Raw genomic sequence first — 24,699 nt, forward strand, 5'->3', positions numbered from 1 at the left:
GCCAAGGACCGTACGCCACCAGGGCGGCGGTATGGATACAGGCATGACGAGGCATCAGAAACGGGGCATCGCCCTCGGCCGGAAGCCCCGGAAGCCCGGGACGGCACGGAGGACACGGACGGCCCGGACGGCGGCCGTGTGTGTCGCGGCGGCGGTGACCGCGGTCGTCTTCCCGGCCGCTCCGGTGGCGCACGCGGCGACCGTGGACTGCACCACCCTCGACCTGGTCAACGCGATCAACACCGCCAACAGCGGCGGCGACAACGTCCTGGACCTCACCGACCACTGCGTCTACAGCCTCACCAGCGCCGCTTCCGGCGAGGACGGCCTGCCGCCCATCACCGCCGCCGACGTGGTCGTCCACGGCCACCACGCCACGATCCGCCGCGACCCCACCGCCACCGACACCTTCCGCGTCTTCGACGTCAGCGCCGGAGCGGGCCTGCACCTGGACAACCTCGCCGTCATGGGCGGCTCCACGACCACCCAGGGCGGCGGCATCGTGGTCCAGGGCGGCGGCACCCTGACCGCCGACACCGTCAGCGTCCAGGGCAACCGGAGCACCGTGTACGGCGGCGGGGTCGGCGTCGACAACACCGGGAGCGCCGGCTTCACCGACAGCCGGGTCAGCGACAACTCCAGCGGGTCGGAGGGCGGCGGGATCGACGCCGAGGGCACGGTGACCCTGCTGCGGACCACCGTGCGGGGCAACCGGGCCATCGGAGGCGGCGGCATCAACACCGAGGCGGCCGCCCAGACCCTGACCATCACCGACAGCGTCATCGCGAACAACACGGGCCGGGAGTTCAGCGGCGGCCTCGACCTGGACGGCGGCAACACGACGATCACCGGCAGCGGCATCCTGGACAACCGGGCGATCCACGAGTCCTTCGCGGGAGGCGTCTACAGCGGCAGCGGCAGCACCCTGCACATCACCGGTTCCACGATCTCCGGCAACAGCGCCGCGGCGCCCAGCGGTCCGGCCGCCGGCGGCATCGAGGCCGACGGCGACGTCACGATCACGGACGCGGACATCACCCGCAACTCGCTCGTCGGCACGCAGGCCGCCGGGGCCGGCATCGCCCAGTTCGCCGGAACGCTGACCCTGGACACCGTGAACGTCACCGGGAACCTCGCCAGCGGGCGTTACTCCCACGGCGGCGGCGTGTGGAGCCGCTCCGACGGGCTCGACATCAGCGACTCGCACATCGACGGCAACAAGGTCGCCGGCACCGGCGCCTACGCCGCCGGCCTCTACAACGAGACCACGCCCGTCTCCCTGACCGACTCCACGGTGAGCACCAACACCGCGCCCACCACCCCCGCTCCGGGCGGCATCTGGACCAACGTCCAGTTCACGCTGAACGGCACGAACACCTTCACCGACAACACCCCCACCAACTGCCTGCGCAGCCCCGTCATCGTGACCGGCTGCGTCACCTGACCGCCGCGGCCGGGCCGGCGGAACGGCACTCGAACCACACCGCCTTGCCGTTGCCCGGCCCCCCGAAGTCCACGCCCCACTTGTCCACGATCGCGTCCAGCAGAAGCAGCCCCCGCCCGCCCTCCGAATCCTCGGGCTGCTGCAGCACCACCACGGGCAACCCCGGCGACCCGTCCGCGACCTCCACCCGGACACCGGTCCTGCGGCGCACCACCAGGACGGTGCAGCGCCGGTCGGGGACATGGCGTACGACGTTGGCGACCAGTTCGGTGACGGCGAGTTCGGCTGCGTCGACCACGTCGCCCATCCCCCACTCGGCCAGCAGCGAGCGGACCACCCGGCGGATGTGCCGGGCGGAGTGCTCGCCGACGACGAGCCTCATGCGGTAGTGCGGGGAGCCCGGCGCCAGAAGAGCCGAGGGAAAGAATTCGTTCATGGGACGAGACTGGCGCCAGGCGACTACGCTCGGCCACAGGCTCAATACAACCTGTTTCGCCGTAGGCCGGTCGGCCGAGCGAGAGGAGTCGTGCGTGACTCACATCAACATCCTCGACCCGGGTGCCTCGCCCCTCCATTTCTACGGTTCCGAGCTACGCCGTTACAGAGAGGAGACCGGCCTGACCCAGAAGGAGCTCGGCGACCTCCTCAACTACACCGGCTCGTTGATCGGCCAGATCGAGACGGCCCGCAAGGTGCCGACGCTGGCGTTCAGCCGCCGCGCGGACAAGGAGTTGGTGACGGGCGGGGCGCTGGCGCGGACACTGGTATTGGTGCTGCGCAGCCAGCTCCCAGCGTGGTTCCAACAGGTCGCGAGGTTGCAGGAACTCGCCACGGAGATCTGCATCTTCCACCCTCACCTCGTGCATGGCTTGTTGCAGACCACGGCGTACGCGCGGGCGGTGCTCGGCGCGCTGGATCAGAGCGACCTCGACAAGCGCACGGCCGCGCGCCTCGCGCGTCAGCAGATCCTCGAGAAGGACAACCCACCGACTTTCTGGGCGGTGATCGGCGAAGCCGCCCTCCGTCAGGCGATCGGCGGCCCCGAGACCATGTGGGAGCAGCTCAACCATCTGCGGTCGTTCGAACACAACCCCCGAGTCAACATCCAGGTGCTGCCCTTCTCCGCCGGAGCGCACGCAGGACTGCCAGGCTCGTTCGACCTCTACCGCTTCGACGACGACCCCGATCTCGTCTACACGGAGGACTACGGCCCTGGTCATACAACCGCTAATCCGGACACCTTCAGGGACTGCTCGCTGCGCTACGATCACCTCCAAGCCTCCGCGCTCTCCATCACGGACTCGGCGGAGCTGATCCGGGATCTAATGGAGACACACAGTGGACAGCAGTTTCCAGTGGCGTAAATCCAGCTACAGCAGCGACACGGGCGGCAACTGCGTCGAGTGCGCCCCTCTCGGCGCCCTGTCCTGGAGCAAGTCCAGCTACAGCGGCGACCAGGGCGGCAACTGCGTGGAGATCGCCGCGACCCCCTGCGCCGCCGTGGCCGTACGCGACTCGAAGGTCACCGCCGGTCCGACGCTGACCCTCGCGCCCTCCTCCTTCGGTGCGTTCGTGAACTGGGCGGCTACAGCCGCTGGATGATCGTGCCGGTGGCCAGTCCGCCGCCCGCGCACATCGTGATCAGCGCGAACTCCTTGTCCGCGCGTTCCAGTTCGTGCAGTGCCGTCGTGATGAGCCGGGCACCCGTGGCCCCGACCGGGTGCCCCAGCGCGATCGCACCGCCGTTCACGTTGACCCTCTCCAGGTCCTGGCCGAAGACCTGCGCCCAGCTCAACACCACCGACGCGAAGGCCTCGTTGATCTCCACGAGGTCGATGTCCCTCATCGACATGCCGGCCTTCCCGAGCACGGCCCTGGTCGCGTCGATGGGCCCGTCGAGATGGAAGTGCGGGTCGGCGCCCACCAGCGCCTGCGCCACGATCCGCGCGCGGGGCCGCAGCTTGAGCGCCCGCGCCATCCGCTTGGACGCCCACATGAGGGCCGCCGCCCCGTCGGAGATCTGCGAGGAGTTCCCGGCGGTGTGCACGGCGGTCGGCATGATGGGCTTCAGGGACGCCAGCGCGTCCATCGACGTGTCGCGCAGCCCCTCGTCCCGGTCCACGAGCCGCCACATGCCCTGACCGGCCCGCTGCTCCTCCTCGGTGGTGGGCACCTGCACGGCGAACGTCTCGCGCTTGAACCGCTCCTCGGACCAAGCGGTGGCCGCCCGCTCCTGCGAGATCAGGCCCAGCGAGTCGACGTTCTCCCGGGTGAGCCCCCGGTGCCGGGCGATGCGCTCGGCGGCCTCGAACTGGTTCGGCAGGTCCACGTTCCACTCGTCGGGGAACGGCTTGCCGGGCCCGTGCTTGGACCCGGACCCGAGCGGCACCCGCGACATGGCCTCGACGCCGCAGCTGATGCCGACGTCGATGACGCCGGCCGCGATCATGTTGGCGACCATGTGACTGGCCTGCTGCGAGGAGCCGCACTGGCAGTCGACGGTGGTCGCGGCGGTCTCGTAGGGCAGGCCCATGGTGAGCCAGGCGGTGCGCGCCGGGTTCATGGACTGCTCCCCGGCGTGGGTGACGGTGCCGCCGACGACCTGTTCGACGCAGTCGGGCTGGATCCCGGTGCGGCCGAGCAGTTCACGGTAGGTCTCGCCCAGGAGGTAGGCGGGGTGGAGCTGGGCGAGCGCGCCACCGCGCTTGCCGATGGGGGTGCGTACGGCTTCGACGATCACGGGTTCCGCGGCCATGGGGGGTGATGTCCTCTCCTCGGTCAACCCGCGCGGCGCGGGCGTCCCGGCCCACCCGCCACGCAGAACTAGTACGCGTTCTAGTTCTGTCCAGCAGTCTGCGGACAGGGGGTCCGGCCTGGCAAGAGCCGTGCAGGCCCATCTGGGGGACGGCGGAAAGCGAACCGGCGGCGCCGTACCCCTTGCGACTTGCCGGAGCCGTCACTACCTTCACGGCAATCCACTCATTCTGACGACTCGTCAGAACGCGACGCAGGCACGCGGAACGCGGGGAGGCGCCCGATGCACTGTCCCGAGCTGCCCGACGGGTTCGACTTCACCGACCCCGACGTGCTGCATCGCCGCGTCCCCCTCCCGGAGTTCGCCGCGCTGCGCCGCGCCGAGCCGGTCTGCTGGATACCCCAGGCGGACAACGCGGCCGGGTTCCGGGACGAGGGGTACTGGGCCGTCACCCGGCACGCCGACGTCCGGTACGTGTCCACGCACCCGGAACTCTTCTCCTCGAACCTCAACACCGCCATCATCCGCTTCCACGACCGCATGGAACGCGCCACCATCGACGCCCAGCGGCTGATCATGCTGAACATGGACCCGCCCGAGCACACCCGGGTCCGCCAGATCGTCCAGCGCGGCTTCACCCCGCGCGCGATCCGCTCCCTGGAGAACCGGCTGCGCGCCCGCGCCCGGGCCATCGTCAAGGGCGCCCTGGAACGGCGGGGCTCCTTCGACTTCGTCACCGAGATCGCCTGCGAACTGCCGCTCCAGGCCATCGCCGAACTGATCGGCGTCCCGCAGGAGGACCGGATCAAGATCTTCGACTGGTCCAACAAGATGATCGCCTACGACGACCCCGAGTACGCGATCACGGAGGAGATCGGCGCGCAGTCGGCCGCCGAGATCATCGCCTACTCCATGAACATGGCCGCCGAGCGCAAGAAGTGCCCGGCCCACGACATCGTCAGCACCCTGGTCGCGGCGGAGGACCAGGGCAACCTCACCTCCGACGAGTTCGGCTTCTTCGTCCTGATGCTGTCCGTCGCGGGCAACGAGACGACGCGCAACGCCATCACCCACGGGATGCACGCGTTCCTGACCCATCCCGAGCAGTGGGACCTGTTCAAACGGGAGCACCCGGCCACGGCCGCCGAGGAGATCGTCCGCTGGGCCACGCCCGTCGTCGCCTTCCAGCGCACCGCCACCCAGGACACCGAACTGGGCGGCAGGCGGATCCGCAAGGGCGACCGGGTCGGCCTGTTCTACTCCTCCGCCAACCACGACCCCGAGGTCTTCGAGAACCCCGGCGCCTTCGACATCACCCGCGACCCCAACCCCCATCTGGGTTTCGGCGGCGGGGGCCCGCACTTCTGCCTCGGCAAGTCCCTCGCCGTCCTGGAGATCGACCTCATCTTCCGTGCGATAGCCGACGCCCTGCCGGACATCCGCCTGACCGGCGACCCGCGCCGCCTGCGCTCGGCGTGGATCAACGGCGTGAAGGAGCTCCAGGTCAGCGCCGGCTGACGCGGAGCCCCCCCACCCGGCCTCCGGACGGGGCCGCCGGCCTCCCGGCGCCGTCGGCCCTCCCCGGGGGAGGCAGGGGCAACCCCTACGCCCCGCCCCTGCCTCCCCCGCCGACCTTCACACCCCGCCGACCTTCGCGGGCTCCGGCCTCACCAGCAGCCGTCGCCCCCGGCGCGCGGGCACTTCTTCTTCGCGTCCTTCGCATTGATGAGGGTGGGGTCCAGCGCGGTGTGGGTGGCGCCGTCGCCTCCGCCCGTGACGGAGGCCGCGTTGACCACGTGCCGGGGCGCGTGGCGGGAGACGTCGGCGGTGAGCAGGAGGGGCGGATAGGCGGACCCGGCGGCCAGGACGTCGGCGCGGGTGCAGGTCAGCGTGGACAGCACGCAGGTCCAGCCGGGTCCGGCGAGCGCGGTGGCCTTCAGGCCGCGCGGAAGCCGGTCCGTGACGGTGACCGCCGTGCCGTTGGTGGGACCGGCCCCGGCCGCGTCGGCCACCCCGAGGAGGTAGGTGGCTCCTCGCTGCCCCCGGTGGAAGGGGCCGCGGTGGGCCTTCGTGATCGTCAGGGCGGGCGCGTCCTCGCAGATGCCCGCCGGCTGGTCCGTGGCGCCGATGTCGTCCGTCCAGGTGTTGGCCGTGCCCGCCGTGCCGGACCCGGTGGTGTCGTCCTCGCAGTCGAGGACCGCGCTGCCGCCGGCCGTGTTGTGGGTGACGCTCAGCCCGCTGGTGCCGGACTCGACGAGGATGCCGTCGTGGCTGCTGCCGGTGACGGAGTTCGCGTCGATCGTGCCGTCGCTCTCGCCACCGCCGAACCGGACGCCGTTGCGGCGCGAGCTGATGGTGTTCCCCGTGATGGTCAGGCCCGTGCTCGGAGCGCCGAAGAAGCTGGTCACCCTGACGCCACTCGCGGCACCGCCGCTGATGACGTTCCCCTCGATGCGCAGCCCGTCGGTGTTGCCGCCGACGAAGATCGCGCTGCCGGCGTTCGGGTCGTCCGGGTCCGTGTGGGTGACGACGTTGCCGGTGACGCGGGTGGACCGGGCGTTGACGACGACGGCGAACGTGGCGTCGTCGGTGCTCGTGTTGTCGGTGATGAGCAGGTCGTGGGAGAAGTCCGCCGTGCTCCCGGTGGTGTTGACGGCGGCGGAGCTGTGGCCCGAGAAGCTGTTCTCGGTGATGGTGGTGTCGTTGGCGGGCCCGTTGGAGACGAAGACGCCCGCGCCTCCGGCGGAACCCGTCTGGTTGTCGGCGAAGAAGCGGTTGTGCCGGATCAGCGTCGCCACCGTGCCGTCGGAGTGGAAGTTGATGCCGTAGGTGTTGGCGGTGAAGATGTTGTCGACGAAGGTGTAGCCGCTGCCGCCCGCGAACGCCTCGATGCCGTCGTCCTCCTGCGCGGGGGTGCCCGCGTTCTGGATGGTGAATCCGTCGATCGTCACGTTCGCGACGCCGCCCTGGATCCTGAACCCTCCGGTGCTCGAATCCACGATCGACTCCTCGGCCGGCACCGTGCGTCCGGTGCGGGCGTCGACGCCCGCCTGCGCCCCGAGGAACGTGAGCGGCTTGTCCACCTCGACGGTCTCCGGGTACGTACCGGCGCACACGCGGATCGTCGCGCCCGGGGCGGCGGCGGTCACGGCGGCCTGGATCGTCGCGTACTGCGGATCCACACAGGTGGGGCCGGCGGTGCCCACCAGCAGTTCGGCCGCCGCCGCGGCCGGGGCGGGAACGGCGGCACCGGCCATCCACAGGACGGCCGCGGCGGCGGCGCCCAGGGCCGGTCTGACGCGGAACTCCATGGTCACCTCCCTTTTCTCCTCGCGGGGCGAACTTCCCGTGGGTGGGCGATCCGTCCCGTTTCCGGATGATCAGACCATGGGCTCCTCCGTGGACGGCCTCCCGAACACGTCCGCCGCCGAGATCCGCTCGTTCGGATCAGCTCCGCGCCGCACCCGGCGCGCGCGCCCCGGTCCCGGCCCCGGTCCCGACAGCAGGCGCGTCAGGGCGAAGCCCGCGCCGACGACCGCCGCGCCCCCGACCGCGTCCAGCACCCAGTGGTTGCCGGTCGCGACGATCGCCGACACCGTGAGCAGCGGGTGCAGCGCGCCGAGCGCCCGCATCCACCGCCGGGGCGCGAGCAGCGCGATCGTCACCCCGCACCACAGGGCCCAGCCGAAGTGCAGCGAGGGCATCGCCGCGTACTGGTTGGTGAGCGCGGTCAGGGTGCCGTAGCCGGGCCTGGCCAGGTCCTGCGCGCCGTGGACGGTGTCGATGATCCCGAGGTGCGGCATCAGCCGGGGCGGGGCCAGCGGGAACAGCCAGAAGCCCACCAGCCCGGTGAGCGTGGTGAGGCCGAGCGTGGTCCGGGCCCAGCGGTAGTCGGCCGGGCGGCGCCCGTAGAGCACGGCGAGGACGGCCAGCGGGACGGCGAAGTGGAAGGAGTCGTAGTAGAACCCGAAGAAGTCCCGCAGCGGGCCGACCTGGGCCACGGCATGGTTGACCGCGTGCTCGACGTCGACGTGCAGGGCGCGTTCGAGGTGGCGGACCTGGTCGCCGTGGTGCTCGGCCAGGGCCCGGGCCGCCGTCGGGTCACCCCCGGTGGCGGCCAGTCTGACCTCGGAGTAGGCGGCGTAGGTGACGCGGATGAGGAGGAGTTCGAGGAGCAGGTTGGGCCGCTCCAGGACCCGGCGCGCGACCGGCGGCAGCGCCAGGCGCCCGATGCGGGCGGGCGGTCCGGCCGCGCACGCGGTGGGGACGGGCGCCCGGTAGTAGGGGGAGGCGCGGGGCAGGAACGGGACGGCGCAGGCGGCGGCGAGCGCCGCGAGCAGCACCAGGTTGTCCCGCACCACCTGGAGCCCGAAGCCGTCCGGGACCATCATCCGCGCGGGCAGCGTCATCACCAGGACGACGGCGACCGGCCACGCGTACCGGCTGGAGGCCCGCTCGCCGACCCGGCCGACCACCGCGAGCAGCACCCACAGCAGCTGGTGCTGCCAACTCGTGGGCGAGACCGCGACGGCGACGCAGCCGGTGACCGCGACGGCGAGCAGCAGCTGCCCGTCCCGCGCGTACCGGACGGCGCGGCGCAGCCCGAGGACGGCGACGGCGACGGCGAGCGCGAGGAACAGGACGATCTCCGGCGGTCCGGCCGGGCCCACCCGGAGCAGGGCGCCGTGCAGCGACTGGTTGGCGTCGTCGTACGCCTCACCGCCCAGGCCCGCGCCCGCCAGATGGTGCACCCAGTAGGCGTACGCGTCGTGCGGCATCACCGCCCAGGCCAGCGCGGTGGCGACGGCGAACGTCGCGGCGGCGCCGACGGCGGCCCGGCGCCGGCCCGTCCACCAGAGCAGGGGCGCGAACAGCAGGACGGTCGGCTGGAGCGCAGCGGCCACCCCGATCAGCAGCCCGCTCGCGCCCTGCCCGCGCACGCCGAAGCAGCCGAGCAGCACGAGCACGACCGGGATGATGCTGGTCTGGCCGAGGTGCAGGGCGTTGCGCACCGGCAGCGACAGCATCAGCAGGCTGATGGCGACGGGCGCGGCGAGCAGGGAGGTGCGCCGGGTGACGGGCTGGGGCAGCGCGCGGGCGGCGACCAGGCCGAGCGCGACGACCAGCAGCAGCGAGCCGAAGGTCCAGCCCCAGCCGAGCGACTGCTGGGCGGCGCGGGTGAGCGGTTTCAGGACGAGCCCGGCGAACGGGGTGCCGGTGAACCGGGTCGAGTCGTAGAGCGAGCCGTTGACGTGCAGGACGCCGTGCGGTCCCACCCACGTCTCCAGGACCGTCAGTCGGGTGGCCCGGGGGGTGCTCAGGACGGCGGCGACCTGTCTGACCGCCAGGAGGGCCGCGACGGTCCACAGACCGATCCGGGCCGCCCCGAACCGTGCCCGCGCCTCCTCGGCGGCGACCGGCGCCGCCACCCCCAGGACACCCGTCACCTGCCGCCCGCCGTGCTCCACGTTCGCCACGCGCCGCCAACACTCCCGCCCGGTTCATCACACTGCAGCCGTATGCCGGATTCCCGCCTTTTGCCCGAAAGACGATAGTGCCCCGCACGGGCCGATCGCCGCCGGTTCCCCCTTCGGGGCGCGATAAGGCTCACAAAATGGGCGGTTGGCCAGGTGCCGCCCCTGGCGCATCGCCCCTGCAAGCGCCGGGATTCGCCGCTCGGTGCGACCGGCCCGCGACTCTGCGTAGGCCCCTCACCTGCACCTATGGTCGATTGCTCGGCCTGTCGCCGGGTAGGCGCGGCCCGAGGGTTCGCCGCCGGTCGGTGGGCCAGTGTCCATGTCCCCGTCGAAAGGCAGGCGAGCGAAGCCTTGGCGACCGTCGCCCCACTCTCCGCACCCGTCACGTCCAGGTCCTCAGCCGGCAGGCAAGCCACCGTCACGGACCCTGCGCTCGTCAAGCGCGCGGTGAAGGCGGCCGCACTCGGCAACGCCATGGAGTGGTTCGACTTCGGCGTCTACAGCTACATCGCCGTGACGCTCGGCAAGGTCTTCTTCCCCTCCGGCAACCCCACCGCGCAGCTCCTGTCGACCTTCGGCGCCTTCGCCGCGGCCTTCCTGGTGCGCCCCATCGGCGGCGCGGTCTTCGGGCCGCTCGGCGACCGGGTGGGGCGGCAGAAGGTCCTGGCCGTCACCATGATCATGATGGCGGCGGGCACCTTCGCGATCGGCCTGATCCCGTCGTACGCGACGATCGGTGTCGGCGCCCCGATCCTGCTGCTGGTGGCACGTCTGGTGCAGGGCTTCTCGACGGGTGGCGAGTACGCGGGCGCGTGCACGTTCATCGCCGAGTACGCGCCGGACAAGAAGCGCGGCTTCCTCGGCAGCTGGCTGGAGTTCGGCACGCTCGCCGGCTACATCGGCGGTGCGGGCCTGGTCACCCTCATGACGTCGCTGCTGTCCACGCACGACCTGCTGACCTGGGGCTGGCGCATCCCGTTCCTGATCGCGGGCCCGATGGGCGTCATCGGCCTGTACCTGCGACTCCGCCTTGAGGAGACCCCGGCGTTCGCGGCCGAGGTGAAGAAGGCCGAGGACCACCGGCCCAAGGTCCCGCTGCGCCAGATGCTCTCCGGTCAGTGGAACACCCTGCTGCTGTGCGTGGGCCTGGTGCTCGTCTACAACGTCACCGACTACATGCTGCTGTCGTACATGCCGAGCTACCTGACCAGTGAGCTCAAGTACAACGAGACCCACGGCCTGCTGGTCGTGCTGGGCGTGATGGCGCTGATGATGATCGTGCAGCCCTTCGCGGGCGCGATGACCGACCGGGTCGGCCGCCGTCCGGTCATCGCCGCGGGCTGCGCGGGCTTCCTGTTCCTGTCGGTCCCGGCCCTGCTGCTGATCCGCCAGGGCTCCCTGCTCGCGGTCGCGCTCGGCATGGGCGCGCTGGGCATGCTGCTGGTCTGCTTCACTGCCGCCATGCCGGCCGCGCTTCCGGCCCTGTTCCCGACCAAGGTCCGCTACGGCTCGCTGTCCATCGGGTTCAACGTCTCCGTGTCGCTGTTCGGCGGGACCACCCCGCTGGTGGTGACGGCGCTGATCGGCGCGACCGGCAACCTGATGATGCCCGCCTACTACATGATGGCGTCGGCCGTGATCGGCGGCGTGGCGGTGTGGTTCATGGCGGAGTCCGCGGGACGCCCGCTGCCCGGGTCGAAGCCGGCGGTCGAGAAGGCCGCGTAACCGCACTCGACCCGCCCCGTTCGGCGCCCCGCCGTACCGTCAACGATCCCCTGACGGCACGGCGGGGCGTTCGCCGTGTCGGGGGGCGTTCGCCGTCCCGGGCCTGATCGGCCCTGATCGGCCAAATCCCGTCGTGACCGCCGGCGCTGTCGGGCATCCTGATCACTGCGCAGGACATCAGTGACGTGAAAGGTCTGATCATGAGCAGCGAGCAGCAGGTCTGGGACGACGTCGACGCCTACTTCACCGGCCTCCTCTCCCCCGACGACGAAGTGCTGACGGGGGCCCTGCGGGACAGTGAGGCGGCGGGGCTCCCGCCGATCGCCGTCGCGGGCAACCAGGGCAAGTTGCTGCACCTCATCGCCCGCATCCAGGGGGCCCGCCGCATCCTGGAGATCGGCACCCTCGGCGGCTACAGCACGATCTGGTTCGGCCGGGCGCTGCCCGCCGACGGCCGGCTGGTGACCCTGGAGTACGACGCCAAGCACGCCGACGTGGCCCGCGGGAACCTGGAGCGGGCGGGCCTGTCCACCATCGCCGAGGTGCGGGTGGGCCCCGCCCTGGAGTCGCTGCCGAAGCTGGCCGAGGAGCACCCGGAGCCGTTCGACCTGGTGTTCCTGGACGCGGACAAGGCGAACAACGCCAACTACGTGGAGTGGGCGCTGAAGTTGACCCGCCCCGGCAGCCTGATCATCGTGGACAACGTGGTGCGCGGCGGCGCGGTCCTCCAGACGGACGGCAAGGACGCGTCCGTCGCGGGCACCCGCGCCGCGCTGGAACTGATCGCGAACCACCCGAAGCTGGACGGGACGGCGGTGCAGACGGTGGGCACGAAGGGCTACGACGGCTTCGCGCTGGCCCGCGTGCTGGACTGACGTGACCGACGCGGGCTGGCACGGGCTGACGCGGACCGACGGACGCCGCCCGTCGGCCCTCCTCCCGTCACACCTCGTGGAAGAACCCCACGTTGACGCTGCGCGGGGCGGTGCGGTCCTGGATCACCAGTTCCCCCGCCTCGCCGCGCGGCAGTGCGGCCGTGCCGCCGTAGGGCAGCGGCTGGGCCGGGCCGCCGGGCAGCACCAGCAGCACCTGGGAGGAGGGGTCGGGGTGGGAACCGCGCAGCCAGGTCACCTGCCAGACGCCGTCCTGGCCGCACCGGAACTCCAGATGGACCCGGGAGATGAACAGCCAGTCATCGGGCGGCACCAGACGGCACAGGGACGCGTCCCGGCCCACCCGCAGGACGGTGCCCGGGTCGCTGGGCGCGTCGGCCATGAGCATGCCGGCCGTCGCCCCGGCTTCCGCCCCGGAGACCGAGGCCATGGTCAGTTCGAGCACGTGCACTCCTGAACCGAGTTGACGTATGCAGCCCGAATGATAATTCGCCCCGTCGCTCCTGCGGGTGACCTCCGGCACAATGAACTCATGACCGAGCGCAAGCCACCGGGTGTCAGCTTCGAGTCCTTCGTCGACAAGCAGATCCGCGACGCCGAGAGGCGCGGGGACTTCACCGACCTGCCCGGCGCGGGCCGCCCCTCCGCCGCGGTCTCGGAGACGTCGTACGACGAACTGTGGTGGATCAAGCGCAAGATGGCCCGCGAGGGCCTGGCGGTCCTGCCTCCGACGCTGGCCCTGCGCAAGGAGGCGGAGGACACGCTGGCGGCCGCCGCGCAGGCGCCGTCCGAGCGGGCCGTGCGGCGGATGGTCGAGGAGCTGAACGTGAAGATCCGCGACATGATGTTCAAGCCCCCGCCGGGCCCGCCCCTGGGGCTGAAGCCCTACGACGTCGAGGAGATCGTCGCGAAATGGCGCGAGCGCGGGTGACGTCCTGACCTCCCTGACGTCCGCCCCGCGCCGCGCCCCGCTGCCTCAGAGGTTCAGCAGCCGCTCCGCCGTCGCCCGGTAGTCCTTCAGGGCGAGCCGCAGCCGCTCGGTGTCGGCATCGGCATCGGAGGTGTCCACCCAGGACTCCTTGAGCGCCCGTTGCCGTGCGGCAAGAGCCTCGGTCAGGTGTGCGGCCGCCTCCTCCACCACGAGGTCGGCCTCCTGGACGGCGTCCCTCGGACTGTCCACGAAGGTGCCGACGGCCTGCCTCAGCCGCTGCCCGAGCTTGTCGCTCTCGTCGGCGGGAAGCAGCCGCTCCTCACCTGAGCCACCCGGCTCCGGCGCCACCGCCCGGTGAGCGGGCTCGCTCTCGACCGGCGCCATCGGAGCCGTGTCGCGGGAACGGTGGCCGGGGCTGATGCCTGCGCCGGGGCTGGTGCCCCTGTCGACGTCATGGGAGGGGCCGGGATCGCCGGGGTTACCGGAGATCCCGGGATTGCCGGGATTGCCCGGGTTCTCGGACGTGTCGGGTGTCTTCCTGCCGAACTCGTCCGCAGTCGTCTCGGTCATGGCTTTCAGTTCCCCTTCATCTGCGGCCGGTGGAGCGCCCCCGGCCTGCGACGCCGCGTGACGGTGTGGCCCGCGGTGCGGCTCATGGACTTCGACGCCCGGCGCCCGGGGGCGGTCAGCTCCTCGAAGAGGGCCCTCGCCTGGAGCAACGCCTCCCGCAACTCCTCCGTGCCGGACCCGTCACCGGCACCACCGGCCGGGACGTGCGCGGCCCGGTGCAGCCGGCGGTAGGCGTGGACGTGCGTGGCGTGGTGCACGGACAGCGCGTCCACCTGCTCCTCGTAGCGCGTGCCGTCGGGCAGCCCTCGGGCGCCCGCCACCTCGGCGAGCAGTCGGTCCGCCTCGGTCATCGCCGCCCCGGGCGACTCCACGAACAGTTCCTGAGCCGCCGCCCAGCGCGCCGCGAACCGCTCCCGGTCGGCCGCCTCCAAGGGCCGCGACTCCAGCGACCCGTACAGCCTTACCCGCTCGGCCAGTTCACGCTCGGCGGCCTTGGTGTCGCCGTCGTGCCGGCGCACGGCCCGCTCGTACTCGGGCCCGAAGCGCCGCTTGAGTCCTCCCTGACCGAACGCGCCCCTGGCCCTCGGAGACAAGGCAGCCGCGCCCGCGAGCGCCGCCACCACGACCAGTGCCAGAACGATGATCACGCCTGTGGACATGGATGCCTTCCGATCTTCCGGCCCCAACGGGCCATCCTGCGGACCGGATTGCCCGCGAGAGAGCCCGCAAACGGGAGCACGGTGAACCGGAGGGCTCGACAGCCGGTGTGGTTCCCCGGTCAGGTCCGCTCGACGACAATCCGGTTGCCTCCCCCGACCGCCCTCTGCCGAGAATGGCCCCCATGAGCTGGACCGTCTCCCCCGAGCCCCCTGACTCGCCCGTGGCCGCCGCGCTGTGGCGCGCGTACTACACGGAGGTCAGCGACCGCTGGTTCGCCCTCCACGAGGGCAGGCGCACGCCCGAGGACGAGCTGGAGCGGGAGATCGCCGCCGACACGGGCGACTATCTGGCCCCGCCGAACGGCACGCTCCTGGTCGCCCGGTTCGAGGGCGAGCCGGCGGGCACGGCGGGGGTGCGGATGCTGGACACGGACACCGCCGAACTCAAGCGGGTCTTCCTGCGCGAAGAAAACCGGGGCCGGGGCGGCGCGGCCCTCCTCGTGGCGGCCGCCGAGCACGCGGCGCTGGGGCTGGGCGCCCGCCGCATCGTCCTGGACACCCGCTCCGACCTGGTGGAGGCCCGCACCCTGTACACCCGCCTGGGCTACACGGAAACCGCCCCCCACAACGACCAGAAGTACGCAGACCACTGGTTCACCAAGCCCTTGAACATCACGGGAAACGACGCACCCCGATAAAAAGGGGCGCGGGGAACTGCGCGAAAACCCCCTGGTCAGGGGCGCGGGGAACTGCGCGAACCCCCTTGTGGCAGCTCCGCATCAGACCCGCACAACTCCGCATTCAGCTCCCGAACCAACCGCACGAGATCCGTAGGCCGATCCGGCCCCCACCAGTCCCCCAGCATCTCCGCCATCGACGCCTCCCGCGCCTCCGCGAGCCGCTCCGCCACCACACCCCCCTCCTCCGTGAGGACGAGGTCCAGCCCCTCCCGCCGAGCCAGCGCCCGCGACTCCAGCTGGCGCCCGGCTTCGAGGATGACCGTCAGCGGCACCATGCTCCGCTCCGCCAGCACCCCCGGCTCCGCCCACCCGTACTTCTTGATGCGCAGCAGCAGCCAGCTCGCCGCGGGCAGCAGGTCGTACCCGGCACGCGCGGTGATCTTCTCGTAGACCTGCCGCCGCCCCTCCCGCGACCCGAGCAGCGACAGCGCCCGGGACACCTCGTCGTACGACGACCGGTGCACGGGATTGCTGGCGAGCGTCTCCGTCCCGTCCGGCGCCGTCACCGAGCCGCGCAGCCGGTCCTCGCGCAGGTACCAGGCGAGGACGAAGCCGAGCAGCGCGACCGGGGCGGCGTACAGGAACACGTCGGTGATCGAGGAGGAGAACGCGCTCAGCACGGCGGGCCGCACGGTCACCGGAAGCGCCGCGACACCGCGCGGATCGGACTGGAGGGACGCGGGGCTGACCGCGGCGGGGAGCCGGGTCCCGGCGAGCGCCGTCGTGAGGTTGCGGCCGAGGCTGGTCGCGAAGAGCGTCCCGAAGATCGCGACGCCGAACGAGGCCCCGATGGAGCGGAAGAACGTGGCGCCGGAGGTGGCGACGCCCAGGTCCTCGTAGCCGACGGCGTTCTGCACGATCAGCACCAGGACCTGGATGACCAGGCCGAGGCCCACGCCGAACACGAAGAAGTAGACGCTCATCTCCGCGGTGCTGCTGAACTCGTCCAGCTGGTGCAGCAGGAGCAGCCCGATCGTGGTGATGCCGGTGCCCGCCACGGGGAACACCTTCCAGCGGCCGGTGCGGCTGACGATCTGCCCGGAGCCGGTGGACGACAGCAGCATGCCGGCCACCATCGGCAGCATGTGCACCCCGGACATGGTGGGCGTGATGCCGTGCACGACCTGGAGGAACGTCGGCAGGTACGTCATCGCGCCGAACATCGCGAAGCCGACGATGAAGCTGATGACGGCGGACAGCGTGAAGGTGCGCACGCGGAAGAGCCGGAGCGGGATGACAGGCTCGGCCGCCCGCCGTTCGACCAGGACGAACGCGGCGAGCAGCAGGACGCCGACCACCGCGAGCCCGACGACCTGCGGTGAACCCCAGCTCCAGGTGGTGCCGCCGAGCGAGGCGACCAGGACCAGACAGGTGGCGACGGCGGCGATGAGGAAGGTGCCGAGGTAGTCGATGACATGCCGCCTGGACTTGCTCGGTGTGCGCAGCACCGTGGCGATCACGGCGAGCGCGACGACGCCGACGGGCAGGTTGACGTAGAACACCCAGCGCCAGCTCAGATGCTGGGTGAACAGGCCGCCGAGCAGCGGCCCGAGCACGCTGGTCGTGCCGAAGACCGCGCCGAACAGCCCCTGGTAGCGGCCGCGTTCCCGGGGCGGGACGATGTCGCCGACGATCGCCATCGACAGCACGATGAGCCCACCGCCGCCCAGGCCCTGAAGGGCGCGGAAGGCGATCAGCTCGGGCATGTTCTCGGCCATGCCGCACAGGGCCGAGCCGATGAGGAAGATGACGATCGCCGCCTGGAACAGCTTCTTGCGGCCGTACTGGTCACCGAGCTTGCCCCACAGGGGGGTCGCCGCGGTGGAGGCGAGCAGGTAGGCCGTGACGACCCAGGACAGGTGTTCGAGGCCGCCGAGGTCGCTGACGATGGTGGGCAGGGCGGTCGACACGATCGTCTGGTCCAGGGCGGCGAGCAGCATGCCGAGCAGCAGCGCGCAGATGGAGACCAGGACCCCGCCTCCGACGGTCTGTTCGACGGACGTGTGGCGCCCGTACAGCGGGCCGGGAGTCCCCGCATCGCCGTCCACGTCGGGGTCGCCCACCCCGCCCTGTGTGTCGTCCGTCGTCATCGAAGGCCTCCTGGGAACGTCCGTCCTGGAAAGTCCCTCTCTCATCCTGGTGGGTGTGACCGGTTATGGCCTGTCGAGTTCCGGGGGAAGGCAAAGCTTCCGGGACCGCGGGGGGATCGTGCGACGGGGATATGCATAATTCCTGGAGTTCATGAGCTCATCGGGAGGGGATCCAGGAGTGAGCGCGGCGAACGAGGCGTACGAACGGACCTGCCCGGAGTGCTCCGCGCCACGGCGGGGGGACGGGACGCCGTCCTGCGGCTGCACGCTGCGGGCGTCCGACGCGCTGCGGGACGCCCGGACGGAGGAGGCGGCAGCGGCGGAGGACTTCGATCCGCTGCGCATCCGGCCGTACGTGGACCTGCCGGCCCACCCTGAACCGGCAGCTCCCGAAGCCCCGACCGAGCGGACGATGCGGCTCGCGGCCGTACAGGGCGTACGGAGGGTACGGACCGTACGGGAGGGGCTGGCGCCGCCGGACGAGACCGTGCGCCTCGGCGTACTCGACCGCTCCCTCGACGAGCCGCCCCGGCGCGGGCGCCGCGGGCGCGGCGCCCTGCTGGCCGGTGCCGGGGCCGGCGCGGTCGCGGTGGTCCTGGCCGCCGCCGGGTTCGCGAGCGGCCTGTTCTCCTACAGCGGCCCGGAACGGGACAGCGCGCTGCCCGAGGACGTACGGGCGAGCGTGCCGGACCAGGAACAGGAACAGGCGCCGTCGGCACGGGTGTCCGCGCCGCCGTCCGCGAAGGCCGCGGCCACGCCCCGGGCGAGCGCGAGCCCGTCGAGGAGCGGCAGCCCGTCCCCCTCGGCGTCCAGCGCACCGCCGAGCCCCTCCGCGTCCGCGTCGGCATCGGCGTCGGCCGCCCCGGGCCCGTCGGCGACGAGCGCGCGCCCCAGCGCCACCGCCTCCCGCCAGTCCATCACCACCGGCGGCGGCCATCCCCTGCGGTACGGCGACAACGGCCCCGCTGTCACCGACCTCCAGCTCCGGCTGAACCAGCTGAACCTGTACGGCGGCCCGGCGAACGGGCACTACGGCGAACAGGTGGAGAACGCCGTGATGACGTACCAGTTCGCCCGCGACATCACGGACGACGACTTCGGCGTGTACGGCCCGGCAACCAGGGCAATGCTCGAATCGGAGACCTACCACCCCTGACGACCCGGCCCCGACCCGGCCCCGACCCGGCCCGACCTGGCTCGACCGGCGGCTGCGCCGGGGCGCGGCCGGTGGGCGCGGCGGGCGCGAGGTACACGACAGGTCGACGGCGTGCGAGGCGGTCGGTTGTACGCAGCCGGAACGCGCGAGGGACACGACAGCCGCCACCCACGCGGCAGGCTCAACGGCCCGGCCGACGTGAGCACCCGGCAGGGCCGGCCCGGACGCGCACCGGGCTCGTGCACCCGGTCAGCCGGCCCCGGCGGGCAACCGGCGCGTGTGCCCGGTCAGGTCGTGGGGGTGATGTGCAGTCGGACCGTGCCGTCCGTGTCCTGCTCCACCCGTACGCGGGTGAGGTCCTCCACCAGCACGTCGGGCCGGTGGACACCGGCCCGGGGGCCGACTCCGACCACCCGCATGCCGGCGGCGCGCCCCGCGGCGATCCCCGCGCCGGAGTCCTCGAAGACGACGCAGTCCGCGGGGTCGATGCCCAGTTCGGCCGCGCCCTTGAGGAAGCCCTCGGGATCCGGCTTGCTCGCGCCCACGGACTCGGCGGTGATCCGCACCTGCGGCAGCGGCAACCCCGCGGCGGCCATCCGCCGGGTGGACAGCGTCACGTCCGCCGAGGTGACCAGGGCGTGCGGAACCGAGGCGAGGGAGGCGAGGAACGCGGTGGCGCCGGGGATCTCGACCACGCCGTCCATGTCGGCACTCTCCTCGGCGAGCATGCGGGCGTTGTCCGCCAGGTTCTCCTCGATCGGGCGCTCGGGCAGCAGGAGGGCCATGGAGGCGTGCCCCTGGCGGCCGTGCACGACCCGCATCGCCTCGTCGCCGTCGAGCCCGTGCTCCCGCGCCCAGCGCCGCCAGACGCGTTCCACCACGGCGTCGGAGTTGACGAGGGTGCCGTCCATGTCGAGCAGCAGGGCACGTGCGGTGAGAACCGTGGTCGTGGGGGCCGTCATACGAGCGGGACTCCAGTCCGTGAGGCGGCGACCGAGGGGCCGTCCGGAAAACAAGGCGGCCCCGCCCGCCGGTCAGGGGTAGCGGACGGGAGCCACTTTGTTCCTTCACGATACAAAATCCTCCCCACCTACGCCACCCGCCCCCGGGACCGGGGCCGGGAGCCAAGGCCGGGGCCGGGGCCGGGGGCCGGGGCCGGGGGCCGAGACCGAGACCGGGGCCAGGGCGGGGACCGAGACCGAGACCGGGGCCGGGGCCGGAACCGGGACCGAGGCGGGGGCCGAGGCCGAGACCGAGGCCGGGACCGGAGGCCGGGACTGGGACCGGAGCCGGAGGCCGGGGCCAGGACCGGAGGCCAGCGCCGAGACCGGGACCAGGGCCGAGACCAGGGCCGGGGCCAGGACCAGGGCCGGGGCCGGGGCCGGGGCCAGGGCCGAGACCGGGACCAGGGCCGAGGCCGGGACCGGGGCCGGGGCCAGGGCCGGGGCCGGGGCCAGGGCCGGGGCCGGGACCAGGGCCGGGACCAGGGCCGGGGCCAGGGCCGGGGCCGGGGCCAGGGCCGGGGCCGGGACCAGGGCCGGGACCAGGGCCGGGACCAGGGCCGGGGCCAGGGCCGGGGCCGGGGCCAGGGCCGGGGCCAGGGCCGGGACCAGGGCCGGGGCCAGGGCCGCGCGAACGGCCCCGGCGGAATCACGCCGCCACGGCCTCGTACAGGCTCCAGCCGCCCAGTCCCAGCATCAGCGCCGCCGCGATCTTCGTGATCAGCCGCAGCGGCACCTTCTTCATCAGCGCCTTCCCGCCGACGATGCCGAGCCCCGCGACCGCCCACAGCGCGAGGACCGCGCCGACCCCCACCGACAGCGGGTCGTCGTACCGCGCGGCGAGGTTCGCGGTCATGATCTGGGTGAGATCACCGAACTCGGCGACCAGGATCAGCATGAACCCCGTCGTCGCCACCTTCCAGAAGCTCTGGTCCTGGGGCCGGCGGACCTCCTCCTCACCCTCGTCCTTCTTCAGCAGCAGCACGGCCGCGCCGCCGAGGAAGAGGACTCCGGTGATCCCGTGGACGATCGGCTGCGGCAGCAGGGTCAGCACGCTTCCCGCCGCGACGGCGAGCACGACGTGCAGCAGGAAGGCGGCGGCGACACCGGCGAAGACGTAGGAGGCGCGGTAGCGGGTGCCGAGGACGAGCCCGGCCAGGGCCGTCTTGTCCGGCAGTTCCGCCAGGAAGACGACGCCGAAGACGAGCGCCAGGACGGTGATGCTGATCAAGGTTCCTCAATCGGTCGGGGCCACCCCACCGAGAGTGCGTGCTGCGATCGCTGCGACACCTCGGCACGGCAGCACACGGATCACCCGTGCCGTCGATCGGGCACAGGCGTGCACTGCATGCCGAAGGTCTCGCTGGGCGGTCCGCTCCGGTCCCCCTCACTGAGGGCCCGGCCCTCGTAAGAGGTCCGCGGAAGGATCCGCCTCCGGGCGCCGGCTCAGGCTGGCTGAGCAGTATGTCGACGGTCCGGCGAAGAGCTACTCCCCTTCTGCGCCGTCCATCGTACGCGAGCCCGGGACCGCACCCCGGGGGCGTGGTTCATGTCACAACCCTTGTCGTGTCATGTACACGTCACTACGCTCTCACCCGGTGCACATCTTCCGGCCACGACCCCCCACGAGTATGAGCCGGGCCCCGCACCTCAAAACCCTTACCCCACGAGGGAGTTCACATGTCCAAGGTCTACGCGCGTCGACGCTTCGGCATACTCGCGGCCCTCACGGGCCTCGTCGCCTCCGCCGGACTCTTCAACAGCCCGACCGCCTCCGCCGCCCTCCCGACGCCGGTCAGCGGCGCCACCGCGCGCACCTACCTCGGCTCGCTCACCGTGGCCGCGGAGGACCGCACGGGATACAAGCGGGACCTGTTCCCGACCTGGATCACCATCGACGGCGCCTGCAACACCCGCGAGTGGATCCTCAAACGCGACGGCTCGAACGTCGTCACCAACTCCTCCTGCGCGGCCACCAGCGGAAGTTGGTACTCGCCCTACGACGGCGCCACCTGGACGGCCGCCTCCGACCTCGACATCGACCACCTGGTCCCGCTCGCCGAGGCCTGGGACTCCGGCGCGAGCAAGTGGACCACGGCCCAGCGCCAGGCCTTCGCCAACGACGTCACCCGCCCGCAGCTGCTCGCCGTCACCGACAACGTCAACCAGGAGAAGAGCGACCAGGACCCGGCGACCTGGATGCCGCCCCGCAAGGACTACCAGTGCACGTACGTCCGCGCCTGGGTCCAGGTGAAGTACTACTACAAGCTCTCCGTCGACTCGGCCGAGAAGGCGGCGCTCCAGAAGGACCTGGCCGGCTGCTGAACCCCTGACACCGGCCCACCGGGCCCCCACCCCTCGCCTCACACCCACACCCGCGACGCCCCTCCGGCGCCCCGCATCAGCCGGGCACCGGAGGGGCGTTGTCATGTCGGGAACCACCGCCCCACCAGGGCGATCATGGGCGACGATGGCCAAATCTTGAACTTGCAAGTATCAATTAGGTACGCCTAACCTAACGGCTCGCTCGGTACCGCACCCCACACCGGCCCGCCCGCGGACCGGAGAGAACCGGAGGAGAGCCCCCCCATGAACACGATGACCGCACGCCTCAACCACGCCCAGCCCTACGCCGTCGGCCTGTTCCGCCTCGTCGTCGGACTGCTCTTCGCCTGCCACGGCGCCGCCTCGCTCTTCGGCGTCCTCGGCGGCGCGATGGGCACCCACGGCGGCACCGTCGAGGCCGGCGCCTGGCCGGCCTGGTACGCCGCCGCGATCCAGCTCGTCTGCGGCGTCCTGGTGCTGTTCGGCCTCGGCACCCGCGGCGCCGCGTTCATAGCCTCCGGGTCGATGGCGTACGCGTACTTCGACGTGCACCAGCAGAACGCCCTGTGGCCGCTGCAGAACGGCGGCGAACTGTCGGCGATCTACTGCTGGGCCTTCCTGCTGCTGGTCTTCACCGGCTCCGGCGCCTTCGGTCTCGACCGGCTCCTCGCCGCCCGGTCCGGCGGGTCCACCGCCGAGGAGCGGACCACCCGGCCCGTCGCCGCCTGAGCCCGGCGCCCGGACCCGGCAACCCGACGGCGGGGCGGGGGAGGTGGCCGATCGGTCGCCTCCCCCGCCCCGCCGCGTTCCCCGCGCCGACCGCGCTGTACGCTGAACGGCTGTCGAAGGCCGCTTCCTGCCGCTCCCCGCACGATCGCGGCACGCAGTTGCCTCAAGGGGTGTCGCACGGGGAGATCGGTTCGGTGTTGCAGAGCGTGGGGTCACTGACCGGTGGCCCCTGGATCTACGTGGTGGTGGCCCTCTCGGTCCTGCTGGACGTGTTCCTGCCCCTGCTGCCGAGCGGGGTGCTGGTGGTCACCGCCGCGACCGCCGCCGCGGCGGGCTCGACCGCCGCGGCCGGATCCGCCGCGGCGCGGGCGCCGGACATCCTCGCGCTCGTCCTGTGCGCGGCCACCGCGTCCGTCCTCGGCGACCTGGCCGCCTACCGTCTCGCCTGGCGCGGCGACACCCGCCTGGACCGCGCCATCGCCCGCTCCCGCCGCCTGAGCAGCGCACAGGAACGCCTCGGCACGGCCCTCGCGCGCGGCGGCGGAGCCCTCGTGGTCCTCGCCCGGTTCGCGCCCGCGGGCCGCTCGGTCGTCTCCTTCTGCGCGGGCGCCGCCCACCGCCGCGCCCGCGACTTCGTGCCCTGGTCGGCGCTGGCCGGGTTCGCCTGGGCCGCCTACAGCGCGGCGCTCGGCTACTTCGGCGGCCAGTGGCTGGGCGCGAGCTGGCTGGCGACCGGCGTGTCCGTGGCCGCCCTGTTCGCCGCCGGGGCCGGCGCGGGGGCGCTCATGCGCCGTCCGGCACCGCCGGAGAAGCAGTCGCACTGACCCGGCCCTGACCCCGTACCTCCAGACCGGCGAGCAGCCGGGCGGTGGCGTCCGCGATCACGTCCACGGCCTGGTCGAAGACCTCGCGGTTGTGGGCGGCCGGCGCCCGGAAGCCGGACACCTTGCGCACGAACTGAAGCGCTGCGGCGCGGATCTCCTCCTCCGTGGCCTCCTCGGGCAGAACGGGCGGGCGAAGCGTCTTGATGCTGCGGCACATGCGTCCAGTCTCCCGCACCGGCGCGCGCGGGGCCGGGCCCCGAGCGAAGCCTTCGCTGTCGAAGCTTTTGCTTGGGGTTCGGCAAGGAAATGCGAGGATTGACTCGGGTACGGACGCCTGGCGACCATTTCCCGCATGGGGAACGACAAACCGAACGACCGAACGGCCACCCGGGCGAACGACCATGCCGACTCCGCGCTCACGGTGGCGGTTCTGGGGCCCGGCGGTGTCGGCGGGCTGCTGGCGGCCCGGCTGGCACGGGCCGGACACCGCGTGATCTGCCTGGCGGGCGACGACACCGCGCGCGTGCTGCGCGAGGACGGCATCAGCGTGCGCAGCAGGCTGTACGGCGAGTTCACCGCGCGGGTGGAGGCGGACACGGAGCTGCGCGAGCGCGCCGACGTGGTGATCGTCGCCGTCAAGCACACCGTGCTGGACGCCGCGCTGGAGCGGGTTCCGGCGGCGGTCCTGCCCGAGAACGCGCTGGTCGTACCGCTGCTGAACGGCGTGGAGCATCCGGCCGCGCTGCGCGCGCGGTACGGCCCGGAGCGTGTCGCGCCGGCCGCCATCCGGGTCGCGTCGACCCGGGTCGCGCCCGGGGTGATCGAGCATGGCAGTCCGTTCGCGGAGATCGACCTGACCGGCGAGACGGTGGAGCGCGGCCTGCTGGAACGGTTCGCCGCCGTCCTGGAGTGGTCCGGGGTGAAGGCGCGGGTCCTGGACGGCGAAGTGGACACGCTGTGGGCGAAGATGGCGTTCCTGGCGCCGTTCGCCCTGCTGACGACGCGGTACCGGGTACCGGTCGGCGAGATCCGGACCCGGCGGCGGGCCGAACTGGTGGACCTGGTGGAGGAGACGGCGGCGGTGGGCCGGGCATGCGGCGCCGCCACGGACGCGACCGCGCTGCTGGCCCGCTACGACGACTTCCCGGCACAGGCCAAGTCGTCGATGCTGCAGGACGCGGAGGCGGGCCGGGCCCTCGAACTGGACGCGATCGGTGGCGGGTTGCTGCGAGCGGCCCGGCGACACGGGGTGGCGGTACCGCTGGCGTCCAGACTCGTGGAGGAGCTGGGAAACCCTGCGGGAGCGAACGAGGAAGGCGGCACCCCCCTCCACCCGGCACCGTGACACCCGCTTGCCGGACCCGGCCCCACGGCAGCTGA

Annotated in this window: 24 protein-coding genes; 13 read left to right on the top strand and 11 right to left on the bottom strand. The window is 72.3% G+C overall.

From position 1 onward, the window contains the following. The first annotated feature begins 43 nt into the window (after positions 1 to 43). Positions 44 to 1,444 (top strand): right-handed parallel beta-helix repeat-containing protein, encoded by a 1,401-nt coding sequence (locus tag AB0C59_RS07135; RefSeq protein ID WP_363001479.1) that lies wholly within the window; start codon positions 44 to 46, stop codon positions 1,442 to 1,444. Here AB0C59_RS07135 and AB0C59_RS07140 read toward each other — a convergent pair. Continuing rightward, the gene (locus AB0C59_RS07140; protein WP_363001481.1) at positions 1,437 to 1,880 is read right to left on the bottom strand and encodes an ATP-binding protein; all 444 of its coding nucleotides are present in this window, start codon (positions 1,878 to 1,880) and stop codon (positions 1,437 to 1,439) included. The genes AB0C59_RS07135 and AB0C59_RS07140 overlap by 8 nt on opposite strands. Before the next feature lie 94 nt (positions 1,881 to 1,974). On the opposite strand from AB0C59_RS07140, the gene AB0C59_RS07145 reads away from it, so the two are divergent. After that, a complete protein-coding gene (locus tag AB0C59_RS07145; protein WP_363001483.1) occupies positions 1,975 to 2,808 on the top strand; it encodes a helix-turn-helix transcriptional regulator in 834 nt (277 codons plus the stop codon). Then, entirely contained in the window at positions 2,783 to 3,046 is a 264-nt protein-coding gene (locus tag AB0C59_RS07150; protein ID WP_363001485.1) for a DUF397 domain-containing protein, read from the top strand. The genes AB0C59_RS07145 and AB0C59_RS07150 overlap by 26 nt, the downstream gene beginning before the upstream one ends. On the opposite strand, the gene AB0C59_RS07155 is transcribed toward AB0C59_RS07150, so the two are convergent. Then, a complete protein-coding gene (locus AB0C59_RS07155; RefSeq protein WP_363001487.1) occupies positions 3,030 to 4,199 on the bottom strand; it encodes a steroid 3-ketoacyl-CoA thiolase in 1,170 nt (389 codons plus the stop codon). The genes AB0C59_RS07150 and AB0C59_RS07155 overlap by 17 nt on opposite strands. Before the next feature lie 282 nt (positions 4,200 to 4,481). Between AB0C59_RS07155 and AB0C59_RS07160 the strand changes: the two genes are divergently transcribed. Further along, positions 4,482 to 5,717, top strand: a complete 1,236-nt coding sequence (locus AB0C59_RS07160) for a cytochrome P450 (protein ID WP_363001489.1) — start codon at positions 4,482 to 4,484, stop codon at positions 5,715 to 5,717. Between the two features lie 149 nt (positions 5,718 to 5,866). Here the strand turns inward: AB0C59_RS07160 and AB0C59_RS07165 are convergent, their stop codons facing one another. Beyond that, positions 5,867 to 7,510 (bottom strand): right-handed parallel beta-helix repeat-containing protein, encoded by a 1,644-nt coding sequence (locus AB0C59_RS07165; RefSeq protein ID WP_363001491.1) that lies wholly within the window; start codon positions 7,508 to 7,510, stop codon positions 5,867 to 5,869. Positions 7,511 to 7,579: 69 nt separating this feature from the next. Beyond that, on the bottom strand, positions 7,580 to 9,628 hold the full coding sequence (locus AB0C59_RS07170; RefSeq protein ID WP_363001917.1) for a bifunctional glycosyltransferase 87/phosphatase PAP2 family protein: 2,049 nt from the start codon (positions 9,626 to 9,628) through the stop codon (positions 7,580 to 7,582). Between the two features lie 399 nt (positions 9,629 to 10,027). Here AB0C59_RS07170 and proP point away from each other — a divergent pair, with 399 nt between their 5' ends. Beyond that, complete coding sequence (gene proP / locus AB0C59_RS07175; protein WP_363001493.1) at positions 10,028 to 11,401, top strand: glycine betaine/L-proline transporter ProP; 1,374 nt, start codon at positions 10,028 to 10,030, stop codon at positions 11,399 to 11,401. 200 nt (positions 11,402 to 11,601) lie between these two features. Then, the gene (locus AB0C59_RS07180) at positions 11,602 to 12,276 is read left to right on the top strand and encodes an O-methyltransferase (protein ID WP_363001495.1); all 675 of its coding nucleotides are present in this window, start codon (positions 11,602 to 11,604) and stop codon (positions 12,274 to 12,276) included. Between the two features lie 67 nt (positions 12,277 to 12,343). On the opposite strand, the gene AB0C59_RS07185 is transcribed toward AB0C59_RS07180, so the two are convergent. After that, complete coding sequence (locus AB0C59_RS07185) at positions 12,344 to 12,739, bottom strand: hypothetical protein (protein ID WP_363001497.1); 396 nt, start codon at positions 12,737 to 12,739, stop codon at positions 12,344 to 12,346. An 87-nt stretch (positions 12,740 to 12,826) separates the two neighbouring features. On the opposite strand from AB0C59_RS07185, the gene AB0C59_RS07190 reads away from it, so the two are divergent. Continuing rightward, the gene (locus tag AB0C59_RS07190; RefSeq protein WP_363001499.1) at positions 12,827 to 13,225 is read left to right on the top strand and encodes a DUF1992 domain-containing protein; all 399 of its coding nucleotides are present in this window, start codon (positions 12,827 to 12,829) and stop codon (positions 13,223 to 13,225) included. A 45-nt stretch (positions 13,226 to 13,270) separates the two neighbouring features. Here AB0C59_RS07190 and AB0C59_RS07195 read toward each other — a convergent pair whose 3' ends face one another. Further along, complete coding sequence (locus AB0C59_RS07195; RefSeq protein WP_363001501.1) at positions 13,271 to 13,795, bottom strand: hypothetical protein; 525 nt, start codon at positions 13,793 to 13,795, stop codon at positions 13,271 to 13,273. A 5-nt stretch (positions 13,796 to 13,800) separates the two neighbouring features. Beyond that, positions 13,801 to 14,454, bottom strand: a complete 654-nt coding sequence (locus AB0C59_RS07200) for a hypothetical protein (protein ID WP_363001503.1) — start codon at positions 14,452 to 14,454, stop codon at positions 13,801 to 13,803. 173 nt (positions 14,455 to 14,627) lie between these two features. Between AB0C59_RS07200 and AB0C59_RS07205 the strand changes: the two genes are divergently transcribed. Further along, a complete protein-coding gene (locus AB0C59_RS07205) occupies positions 14,628 to 15,152 on the top strand; it encodes a GNAT family N-acetyltransferase (protein WP_363001505.1) in 525 nt (174 codons plus the stop codon). Positions 15,153 to 15,187: 35 nt separating this feature from the next. Here AB0C59_RS07205 and AB0C59_RS07210 read toward each other — a convergent pair whose 3' ends face one another. Beyond that, entirely contained in the window at positions 15,188 to 17,134 is a 1,947-nt protein-coding gene (locus AB0C59_RS07210) for an MDR family MFS transporter (RefSeq protein ID WP_363001919.1), read from the bottom strand. Positions 17,135 to 17,435: 301 nt separating this feature from the next. On the opposite strand from AB0C59_RS07210, the gene AB0C59_RS07215 reads away from it, so the two are divergent. Beyond that, positions 17,436 to 18,440, top strand: coding sequence for a peptidoglycan-binding domain-containing protein (locus AB0C59_RS07215; protein ID WP_363001507.1), 1,005 nt, complete (start codon positions 17,436 to 17,438; stop codon positions 18,438 to 18,440). A 287-nt stretch (positions 18,441 to 18,727) separates the two neighbouring features. Here AB0C59_RS07215 and AB0C59_RS07220 read toward each other — a convergent pair whose 3' ends face one another. Together AB0C59_RS07220 and AB0C59_RS07225 are read right to left on the bottom strand one after the other, a co-directional pair. Further along, positions 18,728 to 19,402 (bottom strand): HAD-IA family hydrolase, encoded by a 675-nt coding sequence (locus AB0C59_RS07220; RefSeq protein WP_363001509.1) that lies wholly within the window; start codon positions 19,400 to 19,402, stop codon positions 18,728 to 18,730. Positions 19,403 to 20,090: 688 nt separating this feature from the next. After that, on the bottom strand, positions 20,091 to 20,672 hold the full coding sequence (locus tag AB0C59_RS07225; protein ID WP_363001511.1) for a TMEM165/GDT1 family protein: 582 nt from the start codon (positions 20,670 to 20,672) through the stop codon (positions 20,091 to 20,093). Positions 20,673 to 21,121: 449 nt separating this feature from the next. Between AB0C59_RS07225 and AB0C59_RS07230 the strand changes: the two genes are divergently transcribed. The 3 genes from AB0C59_RS07230 (at position 21,122) to AB0C59_RS07240 (ending at position 23,319) form a co-directional block, all read left to right on the top strand. Then, entirely contained in the window at positions 21,122 to 21,766 is a 645-nt protein-coding gene (locus AB0C59_RS07230) for an HNH endonuclease family protein (protein ID WP_363001513.1), read from the top strand. Positions 21,767 to 22,039: 273 nt separating this feature from the next. Continuing rightward, positions 22,040 to 22,495, top strand: coding sequence for a DoxX family protein (locus AB0C59_RS07235; RefSeq protein WP_363001921.1), 456 nt, complete (start codon positions 22,040 to 22,042; stop codon positions 22,493 to 22,495). A 194-nt stretch (positions 22,496 to 22,689) separates the two neighbouring features. After that, entirely contained in the window at positions 22,690 to 23,319 is a 630-nt protein-coding gene (locus AB0C59_RS07240; protein ID WP_363001515.1) for a VTT domain-containing protein, read from the top strand. On the opposite strand, the gene AB0C59_RS07245 is transcribed toward AB0C59_RS07240, so the two are convergent. Then, on the bottom strand, positions 23,279 to 23,536 hold the full coding sequence (locus AB0C59_RS07245; protein ID WP_363001517.1) for a DUF2277 domain-containing protein: 258 nt from the start codon (positions 23,534 to 23,536) through the stop codon (positions 23,279 to 23,281). The genes AB0C59_RS07240 and AB0C59_RS07245 overlap by 41 nt on opposite strands. A gap of 135 nt (positions 23,537 to 23,671) precedes the next feature. On the opposite strand from AB0C59_RS07245, the gene AB0C59_RS07250 reads away from it, so the two are divergent. Next, the gene (locus tag AB0C59_RS07250) at positions 23,672 to 24,664 is read left to right on the top strand and encodes a 2-dehydropantoate 2-reductase (RefSeq protein WP_363001519.1); all 993 of its coding nucleotides are present in this window, start codon (positions 23,672 to 23,674) and stop codon (positions 24,662 to 24,664) included. The last annotated feature ends 35 nt before the right edge of the window (positions 24,665 to 24,699 follow it).

It is taken from the genome of Streptomyces sp. NPDC048664 (genome assembly GCF_040650555.1).
In the GTDB taxonomy this organism is placed as follows: Bacteria; Actinomycetota; Actinomycetes; order Streptomycetales; family Streptomycetaceae; genus Streptomyces.